Annotated in this window: 12 protein-coding genes; 9 read left to right on the forward strand and 3 right to left on the reverse strand. The window is 61.0% G+C overall.

Annotation, left to right across the window (positions count from 1 at the left end; genetic code table 11):
- The first annotated feature begins 10 nt into the window (after positions 1 to 10).
- The 8 genes from OKC41_RS14665 (at position 11) to OKC41_RS14700 (ending at position 9,230) form a co-directional block, all read left to right on the forward strand.
- Positions 11 to 1,486: a GGDEF domain-containing protein gene (locus OKC41_RS14665; RefSeq protein WP_270672118.1), complete on the forward strand. Its 1,476-nt coding sequence runs from the start codon at positions 11 to 13 to the stop codon at positions 1,484 to 1,486.
- Between the two features lie 101 nt (positions 1,487 to 1,587).
- Positions 1,588 to 2,841 carry a DEAD/DEAH box helicase gene (locus OKC41_RS14670; RefSeq protein WP_201895134.1) on the forward strand — a complete coding sequence of 418 codons (1,254 nt, stop codon included), beginning with the start codon at positions 1,588 to 1,590 and terminating at the stop codon, positions 2,839 to 2,841.
- Positions 2,842 to 3,062: 221 nt separating this feature from the next.
- Positions 3,063 to 4,406: a ferric reductase-like transmembrane domain-containing protein gene (locus tag OKC41_RS14675; RefSeq protein WP_270672119.1), complete on the forward strand. Its 1,344-nt coding sequence runs from the start codon at positions 3,063 to 3,065 to the stop codon at positions 4,404 to 4,406.
- Between the two features lie 144 nt (positions 4,407 to 4,550).
- Positions 4,551 to 5,378 carry an AraC family transcriptional regulator gene (locus OKC41_RS14680; protein ID WP_010672934.1) on the forward strand — a complete coding sequence of 276 codons (828 nt, stop codon included), beginning with the start codon at positions 4,551 to 4,553 and terminating at the stop codon, positions 5,376 to 5,378.
- Between the two features lie 16 nt (positions 5,379 to 5,394).
- Entirely contained in the window at positions 5,395 to 6,000 is a 606-nt protein-coding gene (locus tag OKC41_RS14685; RefSeq protein WP_010672933.1) for a LysE family translocator, read from the forward strand.
- Positions 6,001 to 6,168: 168 nt separating this feature from the next.
- Positions 6,169 to 6,678 (forward strand): hypothetical protein, encoded by a 510-nt coding sequence (locus OKC41_RS14690; protein WP_050485224.1) that lies wholly within the window; start codon positions 6,169 to 6,171, stop codon positions 6,676 to 6,678.
- Positions 6,679 to 6,913: 235 nt separating this feature from the next.
- The gene (locus OKC41_RS14695; protein WP_010672931.1) at positions 6,914 to 7,309 is read left to right on the forward strand and encodes a hypothetical protein; all 396 of its coding nucleotides are present in this window, start codon (positions 6,914 to 6,916) and stop codon (positions 7,307 to 7,309) included.
- Between the two features lie 580 nt (positions 7,310 to 7,889).
- Positions 7,890 to 9,230 carry a hypothetical protein gene (locus OKC41_RS14700; protein ID WP_270672120.1) on the forward strand — a complete coding sequence of 447 codons (1,341 nt, stop codon included), beginning with the start codon at positions 7,890 to 7,892 and terminating at the stop codon, positions 9,228 to 9,230.
- Positions 9,231 to 9,389: 159 nt separating this feature from the next.
- Here the strand turns inward: OKC41_RS14700 and OKC41_RS14705 are convergent, their stop codons facing one another.
- Both OKC41_RS14705 and aguA read right to left on the reverse strand, forming a co-directional pair.
- Positions 9,390 to 11,093: an amidase gene (locus tag OKC41_RS14705; protein ID WP_270672121.1), complete on the reverse strand. Its 1,704-nt coding sequence runs from the start codon at positions 11,091 to 11,093 to the stop codon at positions 9,390 to 9,392.
- A gap of 136 nt (positions 11,094 to 11,229) precedes the next feature.
- Positions 11,230 to 12,327 carry an agmatine deiminase gene (aguA, locus tag OKC41_RS14710; protein WP_270672122.1) on the reverse strand — a complete coding sequence of 366 codons (1,098 nt, stop codon included), beginning with the start codon at positions 12,325 to 12,327 and terminating at the stop codon, positions 11,230 to 11,232.
- Positions 12,328 to 12,472: 145 nt separating this feature from the next.
- Here aguA and OKC41_RS14715 point away from each other — a divergent pair, with 145 nt between their 5' ends.
- Complete coding sequence (locus OKC41_RS14715; protein ID WP_039041291.1) at positions 12,473 to 13,384, forward strand: LysR family transcriptional regulator; 912 nt, start codon at positions 12,473 to 12,475, stop codon at positions 13,382 to 13,384.
- A 155-nt stretch (positions 13,385 to 13,539) separates the two neighbouring features.
- On the opposite strand, the gene OKC41_RS14720 is transcribed toward OKC41_RS14715, so the two are convergent.
- Complete coding sequence (locus OKC41_RS14720) at positions 13,540 to 14,106, reverse strand: TetR/AcrR family transcriptional regulator (protein ID WP_201895124.1); 567 nt, start codon at positions 14,104 to 14,106, stop codon at positions 13,540 to 13,542.
- Positions 14,107 to 14,244 lie beyond the last annotated feature (138 nt).

Below are 14,244 nucleotides of genomic sequence, written 5' to 3' on the forward strand. Positions count from 1 at the left end.
CGTTCACGCCATGGCCGCCTCACTGCTGCGTTTCCTCCCCCGTCGATGGCTCACCCGGCTTGGCTGGCTCTGCCTGGCCCTGATGGGGCTCGGATTGGTGTGCAACTACACCTACTTCGTCATCAGGCACGACATGGCGCTCATCACCGCCAAGCAGCCCAACCTGTTCGAGGTGTTCTATCAGCGGGCCCGCATCCTGGCGCCGGAGAAACTGGCCGCCTTCATCGACAACAGCAGCATCAAGATGCCCATCTTCAGCGAGAACGGGGATGCGACGGCCTATGCCTATGGCTATGATCTCCCCACCCTGAAGCGCCTGGCGGTCATTCCCGTGTTGCCCCCGGCCAACCAGATGCTCCTCGCCTACCAGTACGTCATCTCCAACCCCGAGGTCCTCAACCTCTACGCCTTCTATGATGATCGCCGCATGCTTGGCATGGTCGCCAGCAAGGGGATGCTGCCGAGCCAGTTGTTGCCCATCAACACCGACCTCAATGACATCGAGCCCTGGACCCACTATTTCGGCTGCGCCTTTTTCGCGGCCACCCATGTCCCCTGCAGCACGGATGAAACCTGGGTATCCGAGATCTACACCGACACCTTCACCGGACTGAATACCATCACCCTCTACTTCCCCTTCGTCTATTACGAGCCCGCCATCAAGGACTACCGCTATGGACTCAAGGGCATCGACATCGCCGTCGACCGGGCGTTCAAGGAGGTGCTACACCCCTTCGAGAGCCTCAATCCGACCCGGACCGTCCTCTCCTTCGAAGAGGTCGAGCCCTGCCGCCCGTTCCACCTCTGCCTGAGCACGCCGCTGATGCGCACTCAGGCAGGCAATGATCTCTACCTCAAGTGGTCATACAGTTACGGCGATTTCATCCGGTCCGTGCTCTACGGGGCGGCCTTCAAGCTCTACCTCATCATCCTGCTGCTGATCATGCTGACGGGGCGCAGCCTGGTTACCCGCCTGCGCACCCTGGCCCAGACCGACCACCTGACCCGACTGCCGCGCCGTGACATCCTGAACGAGGCGATGCTGCAGGAGTACGACTACCTGATGATCCTCGACATCGACAACTTCAAGTCCGTCAACGATACCCATGGTCACGGGGTGGGTGACCTGGCGCTCGTCGCCTTCGCCGCTCACCTCAAGGCCAATATCCGCAAGAGCGATGTCGCCATTCGCTGGGGCGGGGAAGAGTTCATCGTGCTGTTCAAGGGGATGAACGATGACAACATGGTGCATCACTCCGCCGCCCGCCTGCTGGAGCGGCCATTGCGCATCCCCGAGCTGCCCGCCCCCATCACCTTCTCCGCCGGAGTGACCCGCATTCGCGATTACCTGACGGTGGCCGAGGCGGTGCAACTGGCCGACGACCTGCTCTATCACGTCAAGCAGCACGGCAAGCGCAATATCGCCTATTACCAGGGGCAGACCATCCGCCTTGTCCGCGATCCGGGCACCGATTCATCCCCCTGAGCGCCCCGGCTTCTGCCGCTCCCCTGCTATCTGTTACCATCCCGCCACGCTGATTGTTTCCGTCCCGGCCACGGGGCGGGATAACCCCATACTGGTGCCCTATGTCCATTGCCTCTTTCGCCGAACTGGCCCTCTCCCCCCGCTTGCAGCAAACCCTGACCGAGCTCGGCTACGCCGCCCCCACCCCGGTGCAGGCCAGCGCCATCCCCCTGATCCTCGCGGGGCGGGATCTGATGGCGGGCGCCCAGACCGGCACCGGCAAGACCGCCGCCTTCGTGCTGCCACTGCTGGAGCAGTTGCTGCAACACCCGACGAGCGATGGCCCTCGCCCCATTCGCGCCCTGGTGCTGGTGCCGACCCGCGAGCTGGCGGTGCAGGTTGCCGAGAGCGTCACACGCTACGCCAGGGGCACCACTCTCACCAGCACGCTGGTCTACGGCGGGGTGAGCATCGCCGCACAGGTGGAGGCGCTGAACGCCGGGGTGGATATCCTCATCGCCACCCCGGGCCGCCTGCTCGATCACCTGCGCCAGGGGGCGCTGAGCCTCGCAGCCCTGCGCCATCTGGTGTTTGACGAGGCGGACAGGATGCTCGACATGGGCTTTATGGACGAGATCAAGGCGCTGCTAAAGCAAATCCCGGCGGATCGCCAGACCCTGCTGTTTTCGGCCACCTGCGACGACAACCTCTTTGCCCTCTGCAAGGTGCTGCTGCGCGACCCGGCGCTGGTGGAAGTGGCACCGCGCAACACCACGGCGGCCGAGGTGGAGCAGCGGGTCTATGCGGTGGACAGCGATCGCAAAGTGGCACTGGTCCAACACATGCTGACCGTGAAAGGCTGGGCACCGGCGCTGATCTTCAGCCGCACCCGCCAGGGGGCCGACAAGCTGGCCCAGCAGCTTGGCAAGGGGGGCATCAATGCGCTGGCCTTCCACGGGGATCTATCACAGAGCGCGCGGGAAAACGTGCTGCTGGCGTTTCGCGCCGGCACCTTGCAGGCGCTGGTGGCCACCGACGTGGCGGCTCGCGGCCTCGATATCAGCGATCTCAACCATGTAATCAATCTGGAGTTCCCCCATCAGCCCGAGGATTACGTCCACCGCATCGGGCGCACCGGCCGCGCCGGCAACAAGGGGCTCGCCATCACCCTGTTCAGCCCGGAAGACGCGCCGCTTCTAGAGAAGGTGGAGGCAGTGCTCGACGCCCGTCTGCCCCAGCAGTGGTTCCCGGGATTTGAGCCGGATCTCACCCGCTTCGACCCCGAGCCGCGCCGCGCCAGCAAGGGCGCCCAGAAGCAGAAGGCCAGAAAGCAGGCCCTCGCGGGCAACAAGGGCGGCAAGGGACGAACATCCTGACACGACTGTTTGCTGGGGCAGCCATGCGGCTGCCCCAGCATCACCACTCTCCAGACCCAGGCCTGTGGGGTGACGCCAACCGCTTTCCTGCCCCCCTGTTCTGCTCCGCGCCCTCCTCCTCAGTCCGCTTGCCCTGACCCGGCAACCCTTTGCCACACTCTGCTACAAAAGAGGTAGTCAGAGGGCACACTTTCGCCACAAAGCAGGCGTGCAATGGAGGCATGGACAAGGAGGACATCATGAAACCCGCATCCCTCGTCTGGGCCCTGCCCCTGACCCTCACCCTGCTCTGGCTCGCTGGCCTCACCCAGTGGCCCGCCGGTCTCTGGCCCTGGCGCCACGAACTGCTGATCCTGACCGGTCTGATTGGCCTTGGCGCCATGACCCTCTCTTTGCTGCTCGCCCTGCGCCTGCCCAGGCTCGAAGCCTGGTGCGGCGGGCTGGATCGCATGTTGCACCTGCATCGCAGCAGCGCCCTCTGGGCCACCGGCACCCTGCTGGCCCACTGGCTGCTGGTGGAGGCCCCCAAGTGGGCTGTCGCCGCCGACTGGCTGAGCCGGCCAGCGCGCCGCGGTGCTGGTGCTGGTGCTGGTGCTGGTGCTGGTGCTGGTGCTGGTGCTGGTGCTGGTGCTGGTGCTGGCAACGATGCCCTGTGGCACAGCCTCGGCAATACCCTGGGGGAATGGAGCTTCTATCTGCTGCTGGCGCTGGTGGTGGTAAGCCTGCTGGCGGTGGTGCGCTACGAGCGCTTCAAGGTGGTTCACCGGCTGGCCCCGGTCATCTATCTGATGGGCTGGCTGCACGGGCTCTGCCTGCTGCCGCGCATCGGCGCCCTGACCCCGGTCGGCCTGACCCTGCTCATCGGCGGCGGATTGGGCGCCATGGGGGCACTCTACTCCCTGTTTGGCCGGGTGGGCCAAAACGCGCGCCGCCAGGGAGCGGTCAACGCCCTCACCCCTCTGGACGAGCACACCCTGGAGATCCGGGTTGGCCTCACCGCGCCCCTGCACGGCTATCGCCCCGGGCAGTTCGCCTTCTTCGACTTTGCCGGGCGCGGCGAGCCCCACCCCTACACCCTGGTCGATGTCTCGACGGATGGCTGTACCCTCACCCTGGCGGTACGCGCCCTCGGGGATCACACCCGCTGGCTGCACCGCCACCTCAAGGTGGGGAATGCGGTCACCGTGACCGGCCCCTATGGCGCCTTCGCCCTGCCGGATCCGGCCCCCGCGCTCTGGGTGGGTGCCGGTATCGGCATCACCCCCTTCGTCGCCTGGCTGGAGGCCCTGGTACGCCGTGGTGAACAACGCCCCGGCACCACCTTGCTGCAATGCGCCCCCACCGCCGAGGCCGCCCCCTATCACGGTCGGCTGGCCGAGCTGTGCCGCCGGGTCGGGGTCGACTACCGGCTGCATCTGGAGTCCGAGCATGGCCGGCTGGATCTCGCCGCCCTGGGCCAACGCCAGCACACCCCGGTGTGGTTCTGCGGCCCCGAGCCCATGGCCCAGAGCCTGGATGCCCACCTGGCCACCCCGCTGCACCGGGAGCTGTTTCGCTTTCGCTGACGAGCCAGTCGGTGCAGCCAGCCATCGGCTGCGCCGTTTTTCTCGGTGCGGGGCGCAGGCGGGCCGGCAAACAGCAAGATTGTCCAAGCGGGCGACACAGGCTTGGGGCTAGATTAGGGGGGCAGTCTGGTACAGGAGGGAAAGATGGCGCAGGACAACCAGTTCATATTCGCACACAGTCAGCACCTGGCGAGCCTGACTGCGCTGCGGGTCAACATGACAGAATTTCGCTACGACCGTCACGCCCACGAGGAGTACTCCTTCGGGGTCACTCTGGCCGGGCGGCAGAACTTCTTCTGCCACGGCGGAGCCCACTCCAGCCCGGCAGGCAGCGTCATCCAGTTCAATCCCGGGGATGTCCACGACGGTCATGCCGGTGACAACGCCAGCCTCGACTACACCATGCTCTACATTCCGCCCCACGAACTCACCCCGCTGTTTGCCGATGCCGCGGGCGAGCGGGCAATGGGTACCTATCGGTTGTTGCAGCCCCTGGTGCGCGATGAGGCGCTGAGCGCCTGCATCCTCGAGCTGGCCCAGGCGGTGCGCGGCCAGGCCGACAGCATAGAGCAGGAGTTTGCCCTCTATCGCCTCGCCACTCGGGTGATGCAGCAGGCGGGACGTTTTGAGCCCAATGGCCGGGTGAGTCGCATCGATCGCCTCCTGTTGCAGGCCAGGGACTTTATCCACGCCCACTTCCAGCAGGATATCTCCCTGGCCGACATCAGCGCGGCGGCCAACATCTCCAAGTACCACTTCCTGCGGCTGTTTCGCCAACAGCTTGGCATCACACCCCATCAATACGTGATCAACTGCCGCATCAATGCCGCACGGCGCGCCTTGGCCGCCGGAGAGTCGGCGCAGGATCTGGTGTACCGCTACGGTTTCACCGATCTCAGTCACCTCAACCGTCGCTTCAAGCGCATCTATGGCATGACTCCCACCCAATACAGTGCCAGCCTGATCCGCTGAGCCCAAGGAACACCCCATGATTGAGCTTCTCGCCTATGCCATCGGCATCATGTATACCCCTGGCCCCGTCAACCTCATCGGCCTCAATGCAGGCCTGGGTGGCCGCACCCGCGCCTCCCTTGGCTTCTTCCTCGGGGTCGGCTTGGCGATGTTCGTGCTCCTGCTGCTCTTTGGCTGGGCGGGCACCCGCCTGGTGCGGGAAGATACCCTGATCTATGTCAGCCTGGTGGGGTGCCTCTATATCGCCTATCTCGCCATCAAGATCGCCAGCGACAGCGGCGAGCTCGGTGCCAACGAGGCGCCTGCCCGCCCTCTGGGGGTGCGCAGCGGCTTCGTCATCCAGTTGCTCAACCCCAAGGCCATGATCGCCACCCTGCCCATCACCAGCATCCAGTTCCCGGCAGCCCAGATCCACGGCTGGAGCCTGCTGCCCTGGTCCCTGCTGCTCGGCCTGCTGGCCGCCGGCGCCCCCGGCAGCTACTCGATGGCTGGCAGTCTCATCGGACGTCATCTTCAACATCCTCGCTGGTTCAGGTACTTCAACCTGCTGATGGCCGCCCTGCTGCTCTACAGCGCCATCGCCCTGGCCTACCAACATGTCTATCTACCGCTGGCCGGCTGATCCGGCGAAGCGCTCCATCAAGAACCCCGGTGAAACGCCCACCTATGCCGGGGTGTCGCCTTCACAGAGCAGACAAAGGGCGGGCACTGCTGCACCGGCCTTTTCGGGTCATTTTCTCCATGGGCTGGCTATCCTCAACGGGGTCTCTTGCCCAATATGGAGCTACCCATGGATCGCTACTACAAACACCTGGCCATCAGCGGCCTCATCTCCTTTGGAGGCCTTGCCCTGATACTGCTGCTGCAAACCATCCCCCTCATTTCCAACATCATGACCGCCATCTTCTTCGCCGGATCGGTGGGGGCCGTCATCAACAACTATTACCGCCTCGCCAGGCTGCACGACAGCGGTGCCATCGCCCACATCAGCCAACCCCGGGTGATCGTGACTCAGTTTTATGTTTCCCTGCTCTTTTCCGGCATTCTCGGTTTTATCGCCTACGGGCTCTTTGCCAGCAGCCTGCTCCAGGGGGACCTGTTTCCCAAGTTCAAACACATGGAGCATCCCTATGTCTCCTTGCAGACTCTGCTGACCCTGGCCTCTCCTGCAACCAATCTGGATGCCGCCAAAGCCGTCATCTGGGCCTTTATCGCCGGTTTTTCCGAGCGATTCGTCCCCAATGCCATCGACGCCCTCACCAAAGCAGTCCCCCCTTCCGGGCAAGACACCCCGGGATAAGGGCCCGGGCAAACAGGAGCATTGCCACCCCGGGTGCAGACCGGACTACCCGGCATCCGGATGCAACACGCTGGCGCCGCCTGTTGTTGTCGTATCGCCATCACGGGCCAGCACCTTATCTCCTGGTGTCAACGCAGCAGTACAGCTGCCACGAGCAAGCCCTCATTCGGGCATTGATGCATACGCAATGAATAAGCATCATCTTGCGGCCCCTGGTCATGGATAAGAATGTTGTATGTCCTTTGATAAAAAGCACGGTGAGTTCATCTTCAATGTGCAGGAACACCTGGTCACCTGCGAGCTGATCGGCCCTTTCAATGAAGAGGGTATGCTGACGTGGATTACGGAGATTAAGCGCGTAGTAAACAGTCTCGATGGTAAGCGTTTCTGCGCCCTGGTGGACCATCGCCAGCATCAGGGGGTGGTGCTCTCCGCCCTGCCCCATCTGCAAGAGACCTATCAGTGGCTGACACAGAAGAATCTGGTGGCCATCGCCTCCCTCTATTCGGCCAAGGTGCTCCATCACATCGCCCTCTCCTGCCTCTCTCTCACCCATCCGGACCATATCCGGGCATTCAACGACCCCCAAGAGGCCATCGCCTGGCTGGATGCGCAATATCGGGCTCAGTGACCAACCCGGCCTGTGTTGATACGCCATATGCCGCGCCCTCACCGCCCTGGTCCGGATAAACAGGCCCCAATCCCTGCCCTGAGGTGCTGAGCCCGGCAGCAACCGATGGCAGAGCCCCCAGGGGCTGGAAATGGGCCCCCGTCGGGAGTACCGCCTTGGCGACTGTCTGCCCTGGCAGGGCAGCATCCCGGCCAAGGTGCATCTGCGCCGCCCGCACGCTGCCGCCCCAGAAGCTCGCCACCAGTATCAAAGCCCCGGCCAACCCGTATTTGATCCAGGATTTCATCGTCTTGCTCCCCTCTCGTTGGCCCCTCGCCACCTTGCGGCAAGCAGGCCCATTTATCAGTGGGCAGAAAATACGGGGGATTTGTGAGGGGAAAATGAGGTTGTGTGAAGCCAAGGTGAAGTCTGGGGGAAGTCTGGGGGAAGTCTGGGGGAAGTCAGGGGGAAGTCCGGAGCAATCAGCAGCGACCTCCTGTTCGCGAACGTCCGAATACACTTCGCTATTCGAACCTACGACCCTATAATGTTTTTAATATATCAAACATACTATTTTTTAAAAAAAGGAATAAACACATATATGTCTAACCATAAACTTACCGCAGGTAAACAGTTAATAGAAGGTATAGCCCGTCTTGGTATAGTTCTTGGCTATCATATAGAAAAGGAATTTCCCATCGATGAGCCTACCTATGGTGAAGCACCAGCTGTTGATGTCGCATGGTTTTCACAAAAAGGAAATAAATTCCCTCTATTCATTTTTGAGGTTGAAAGCAAAGCAACTAACAGCATGACCAACAATGCATTGAAAGTCTATTCCCAAGGAAATAGACACCTTGAGAAACCACTTTTCTTTTTCCATGTAGTTGTTAACGGAGGAAAATTATCTAGTAGAACACGAAATCTTGAATCCATGTATGGAACACATAATTACAGAGTGTATTTGATAGGGGAAGACTCTGCGACTGCACTTATCAAAAACATTCTTGAACAACATGCTAGAGTGAGAAATGATATAGATTACGTGGCATTACATCAACTACTTACATCAGATTTATGGTTTGATAAAGTTGAATACAAACAACTAATGATGCATGCAACTAACTTAGATTTATCCAAACAGGACATCATTGCTTCATACATAAAAATTACACAAAATGACCAAAACTTATTCTCCGACCTAATATCATTGCTTAGATATGAAGCAAATCATGAATTCAAAAACACAGCTATCTCATCGTATCTTGGTGGATGCTGGCATGCGCCTATAATAACATCATTTCTATGTGGCTTGAGTAAGGATAAAGAAGAATCATACTATTGGGCGTCGAGGCTTATTGAGTGGCAAAAAAATGGCTCTTATATGCCGATGATAACACCTTCATTTGGGCTTTCTCGTGACTATGACGATTTTATTCTTGGGTGTGCCCCACAACTCCTTTCTCTCTGCATGATCGCATCCTGCTTTCAATGTAAGTTGTGCGAAGATCTAATTTCAATACTTGATGGCATCATAATAAAAGTAGGTGACTCATGGATTGGCTTAAATGCTGCTATATATCTATTACACACCAGTGCATCAACCAATAATAATTATGCATATGAAAAAGCAAAAAACTATTTAATTCGTTATAAATTTTTATCTGAAGATGCAATTTATAACCCAACATCATGTATCTCTATAATGGATGGGGGAGTTGATGATTACTTTCAACAAGGCGTCATTACAACAATTCCAGACATGGAGGAGTTTAGAAAGATATGCATTGAAAAACTAAGCTCTAGTACCATACAGATTGAACACTTAGTGCTGAGAGCTCTCGATGACGACTCATATATCTATAGCTGGGGTAAAGACCTATTTACTGCGATCTGGACAGATAAAGGTATACATAATAAAAGGATTGATTCACTGGTATAAAACCCATTCATCACTAGCTAAAACAGCCATATTCCCTGTTGATTTATCACTATCCGAGAAAGAGTAAAATGAATATTCAGCCTATTAAAAACCACCCGCATAACGGGTGGTTTTTTATTCTCTCAGAAAGAACCCGAGATATTTAACTCACAAAACCAATCAAGCCAACGGCGGCGTCCGTGGCGGCACCTGACGCTTGTTGCCGGTGGACTCGAAGGCCGAGGCAAAGCGCAGCAGGTTGTTGTCATCATAGGCGCGACCGGCGAAGGTCAGCCCCACCGGCATACCGATATCGGCCATCACCCCCATGGGGACGGTGACGGTCGGCACGCCGAGGTGACGAATGGCGAGGTTGCCGTTGGCAACCCAGATGCCGTTGCTCCAGGCGATATCGGCGGAGGCCGGATTCACGTCTGCGTCAGCCGGGGCGACGTCGGCCACGGTCGGGAACAGCACGGCGTCGAGCTTGAGCCCGTCCATCCACTCTTCCAGGTCCAGCTTGCGGGTCTGCTCCAGACCGCGCAGGCCGTCCGGCACTGTGGGGATCTCGTCAAAGCGCTTGATGCCGCGCTTGGCCATCTTGACGTACTCGTCCATGCCCGCCGCCAGATCCCCCTCGCGGTTTGGCAGGGTGCCCGGATCGTGGGGGAAGATCTTCGGCCCATCGACATCGGCCAGCTTGTTCAACTTGGGATCGCCGTTGGCGCGCAGGAAGTCGTCGAACGCCCAGCCGGAGAGCTCCCACAGCTCGTCGTTGAGAAACTCCGGGCTCACGATGCCGCGATTGAACACGGTCGGCGCGCCGGGTCTGTCCCCTTCGCAGTTGGAGACCAGCGGGAAGTCCACTTCGATGACCTCGGCGCCCGCGGCTTCCAGCGCCTTGCGCGCCTCTTCCCAGAGGGCAATCACGGCCTCGCGGGTATGGATGCGCTGACCGGTCGGGCCGCCGATGCCGGGGTTGTCGCTGGTGCCGGCCAGTTCATCTTTGTTGATAAACATGCGCGGCACGCCGAGGCGCTTGCCCTTGAGGGCATCGGCCTTGGCAGCCAGCTCCAGATAGGAAGCCGGACGCACTTCGGAGGCCTTGGGCAGTTGCACCCAGGGCTGCATGCGCCAGAGATCGCCACGAGTCTCGGCATCGTCGGCGACGACCACATCCAGCACTTCCAGCAGATCGGCCATGGTGCGGGCATAGGGCACCACCACATCCATGGTCGGGGTCAGCGGCCAGTTGCCGCGCACCGAGATGACGCCACGGGACGGGGTGTAGGCACACAGGCCGTTGTTGGACGCAGGGCCCCGGCCGCTCGACCAGGTCTCTTCGGCGAGACCAAAGGCGGCGAAGCTCGCGGCGGTGGCAGTACCGGCCCCGTTGGAGGAGCCGGAGGCAAAGGGCGCGGTCAGGTAGTCGGCGTTGTAGGGGCTCTCGGCGCGGCCATAGACGCCGCGCTGCATGCCGCCATTGGCCATGGGGGGCATATTGGTCTTGCCAAGGCAGATGGCACCGGCGGCGCGCAGGCGCTCAATGGTAAAGGCATCGCGCTGGGCCACCAGATCCTTGAAGGCCGGGCTGCCGGAGGCGGCGGTCAGCCCCTTGACCAGATAGCTGTCTTTGGCGGTGTAGGGAATGCCGTCGAGCGGGCCCAGGGTTTCGCCACGGGCGCGGCGCGCATCAGACGCTTGCGCCTCTTTCAGGGCATCGGGGTTGGGCACCACGACGGCATTGAGGCGGGTTGCTGTCTCGGGGCCGTCATAGGCGGCGATCCGAGCCTGATAGGCCTCGACCAGTTCGACCGCGGTGGTGCGGCCTGATTCGAGCGCATCGCGCAGCTCGGCAATGGAAACCTCGGTCACTTCGATCATGGGGATCTCCTGTAAAAGGGTGACTGTTTGTCATGATGATCGCCGCATCGGCGCCTGCGGCCATCACGTCATCAAGGGATAAAACCCCACTGAGTGGGGTTTTGAATACCAACCTCGGCTGGCTTGGAACAGGTTCTTATTTGCCGGAGGGGATCTGCTGAGTAATGCAGTGGATATTGCCACCCCCCAGCAGGATCTCCCGGGCCGGCACGCCGACGACCTTATGCTCCGGGAAGATCTCTTCCAGAATGCGCTGGGCTTCGCCGTCGGTGGCGGCATCCAGCAGCGGGTAGACGATGCGATCGTTGGTGATAAGGAAGTTCACGTAGGAACCGGCCAGACGGCCCTCTGCCTCGCGCGGCACACCGCTGCCGCTCTCGACGCCGGCGGACTCTTCCTGGGTGCAGTAGAGCGGGCCCGGCTGGGGCAGCTTCCACACTTTCAGCTTGCGACCCTTGGCATCCACCGCCGCTTCCAGCACCTGGAGGGCAGCCAGGGAGCGGGCGTACTGGGGATCGTTCTGGTCGTCAGTCCAGTGCAGGGCCACTTCACCCGGACGCACGAAGCAGCACATGTTGTCGATGTGGCCGTCGGTTTCATCCATATAGACCCCTTCGTCCAGCCAGATAACGCTCTTCACACCCAGATAGTCGCGCAGGTGAGCTTCGATCTGCGCTTTGGTCAGGTGCGGGTTGCGGTTTTCGTTGAGCAGGCACTCGGCGGTGGTCAGGCAGGTGCCTTCGCCATCCACATGGATGGAGCCCCCTTCCAGAATGAGCGGCGCGTCGTAACGATCCATGCCGTGCTGTTCCAGCATCCGGGCAGCGACCTCTTCATCCTGGTTCCACGGGTAGTAGAGACCCCCCTTGTGGCCGCCCCAGGCGTTGAAGCCCCAGTCCACCCCGCGGCACTCGCCTGCGGCGTTGGTGACGATGGTAGGACCTGTGTCGCGGGCCCAGCAGTCATCGCTGGCCATCTCCACCAGGGTAACGTGGGCAGGCATGATGCCACGGGCCTGCTCCATAAACTGGGCCGGCACCCCCATAAAGACCGGCGTCGCGCCACCGATGGCATCCGCCACCTTGGCGAAGGTGGCCTGGGCGAAGCGACCGGCTTCCCGCCAGTTGTCCGGGCGGAACGGCCAGATCATCCAGACGGCCTGCTGGTGAGCCCACTCGGCGGGCATGGTGAAGCCGTCGGCGGCCGGCGTGGTGTTCATGGTCTTGATGCTCATCGCAAGGCTCCTTGCATGGATTGAGGCCCCCGATTTGCCTGGGAACCCTGAAAAAATAAGAGTGGGTCGCAGTGTAAGAAGTTGCGCGCCCATCCATCAAATGAATAGGATTAATTGTCCCATAAACACGGCGAATAATCCCCCCATGAAACTGCACCAGCTCGACCTCAATCTGCTGCTCGCCTTTGACGCTCTGATGACGCAAGGGAGCGTGACCCGCGCCGCCGAATCGCTCTTTATCAGCCAGCCCGCCATGAGCCACTCCCTCGGCCGGTTGCGGGCCTTTCTCGGCGACCCCCTGCTGGTGCGCACGCCCCAGGGGATGTTGCCGACTCCCCGGGCCCAGCGCCTGCATCTGGGGGTGCAGCAGGCGCTGCGGCTGCTGGAGCAGCAACTCTGGGAGGAGGACGAGTTCGCGCCGCGTCAGTCGAAGCGCCGCTTCGTGCTCTGCACCACGGATTACGTGGAGTGCGTGCTGATCCCGCCCCTTATCCAGCGCCTCAGGAAGCTGGCGCCGGGCGTCACCATCGAAATCCGCATCCTGCGCGATACCCTGCCCGAAGCCGAGCTGGCGAGCGGCGAAATAGATCTCGTGCTGGGGTTTGACGAGTACATGCAGGTGCCGGGGTATCTGGGCAAGGAGACCTGGCTCACCGAACCCCTGGCCGGGCTGGTGCGCGCCACCCTGGAGCTGGAAGAGGAGCGCATCACCCTCGAGCAGCTAATCGAGATGCCCCATGTGTTCCACTCGCCGCTCGGCACCTCGGAGGCGAGCCTCGACCGCTATTTGCAGAGCCTGGGCCATAGCCGCACCATCTCGGTCAACAGCCAGAGCTATATGTCCGCCGCCGCCATCGTGAGCCAGAGCGATCACCTGCTGGTGCTGCCCAGCATGGTGGCCGAGCTGCTCGCCAGCCACTGGCCGCTGAAAAGCCTGCCCCTGCCCGACGACGTGCCGGACTATCACCTCAACTGCGTCTGGCACCCGGTCCACGCCCAGCAACCGGCGTTGATCTGGTTGAAGGCGTTGATGAAGGATCTGGTGAATCCGGGCTAAGCGGCTGCGGCTGGCAGTTCCACCCCCTCATCCCCAGCCCTTCTCCCATTCTTTTGTAAATGAGCGGGAGAAGGGGGCAAAACCCCTGCTGCGAGGGGCATTCCCAGCAACAACAAAGGCTCCCGCGGGAGCCTTTGTTGTTTCCATCCTCGCCATCACGCCCGCAGGGCGCTCATCATCCGGGCGACGACACCGGCCAGCAGAGGGCGGTCGGGGTGGCACTGGGCGAAGGTGACCAGTCCCTGGATATGGACCTGCAAGAAGGCGGTCAGGGTGAGGATGTCCCCCTCTTTTGCCAGCTCTCCCTGCGCCTTTGCCAGGGCCAGCTGCCCGGCCAGATCCTGTTCCAACTCGCCGTAGATGGCCTTGAAGCGAAGGTGCAGCTCCTCGTCCTGCTCCGCCAGCTCCATCAGGGTGCGGGTCAGCAGGCAGGAGCCCTGCAGGGCATCGTCCACCACCTGCTCGAGGTAGGCGTGCAGCCCCGCCAGCGGGCTGGGCTGTGCCAGGCAGCGGCGGCGCAGGGCCCCCTTCTCTGCCACATAGTGATCGACCGCCGCCAGCAGCAGGCCGCGCTTGTTGCCAAAGGCGGCATAGAGGCTGCCCGGGTGCAGGCCGGTTGCGGCCACCAGCTCCTGCATGGTGGTCTTGGCATAGCCTTTGGCGCGAAAGGCTTCCATGGCGTTTCGCAAGACGGCATCCCGATCGTATTCGGCGCTGCGCATGGGGTCTCCGGTGGCAAGGTCCCGCGGGACGGAAAAAACAGGGCGGCAAGTTTACCCCAGCCTCCCCCGTCAATCCATGTTGAATGCTTGCTCAAAAAATACTTGCACACAAATCAAAAAGCGTCTTGAATGCCCGTT

The sequence above is a fragment of the Aeromonas sp. QDB17 genome (assembly GCF_027705305.1).
GTDB lineage: Bacteria > Pseudomonadota > Gammaproteobacteria > Enterobacterales > Aeromonadaceae > Aeromonas > Aeromonas caviae.

Coding starts and splice junctions, on each gene's coding strand:
- OKC41_RS14720 (WP_201895124.1), bottom strand. CDS start 14,106: ATGCGCAGCGCCGAATACGATCGGGATGCCGTCTTGCGAAACGCCATG.
- aguA (WP_270672122.1), bottom strand. CDS start 12,327: ATGAGCATCAAGACCATGAACACCACGCCGGCCGCCGACGGCTTCACC.
- OKC41_RS14675 (WP_270672119.1), top strand. CDS start 3,063: ATGGACAAGGAGGACATCATGAAACCCGCATCCCTCGTCTGGGCCCTG.
- OKC41_RS14715 (WP_039041291.1), top strand. CDS start 12,473: ATGAAACTGCACCAGCTCGACCTCAATCTGCTGCTCGCCTTTGACGCT.
- OKC41_RS14665 (WP_270672118.1), top strand. CDS start 11: ATGGCCGCCTCACTGCTGCGTTTCCTCCCCCGTCGATGGCTCACCCGG.
- OKC41_RS14700 (WP_270672120.1), top strand. CDS start 7,890: ATGTCTAACCATAAACTTACCGCAGGTAAACAGTTAATAGAAGGTATA.
- OKC41_RS14690 (WP_050485224.1), top strand. CDS start 6,169: ATGGATCGCTACTACAAACACCTGGCCATCAGCGGCCTCATCTCCTTT.
- OKC41_RS14680 (WP_010672934.1), top strand. CDS start 4,551: ATGGCGCAGGACAACCAGTTCATATTCGCACACAGTCAGCACCTGGCG.
- OKC41_RS14685 (WP_010672933.1), top strand. CDS start 5,395: ATGATTGAGCTTCTCGCCTATGCCATCGGCATCATGTATACCCCTGGC.
- OKC41_RS14705 (WP_270672121.1), bottom strand. CDS start 11,093: ATGATCGAAGTGACCGAGGTTTCCATTGCCGAGCTGCGCGATGCGCTC.
- OKC41_RS14670 (WP_201895134.1), top strand. CDS start 1,588: ATGTCCATTGCCTCTTTCGCCGAACTGGCCCTCTCCCCCCGCTTGCAG.
- OKC41_RS14695 (WP_010672931.1), top strand. CDS start 6,914: ATGTCCTTTGATAAAAAGCACGGTGAGTTCATCTTCAATGTGCAGGAA.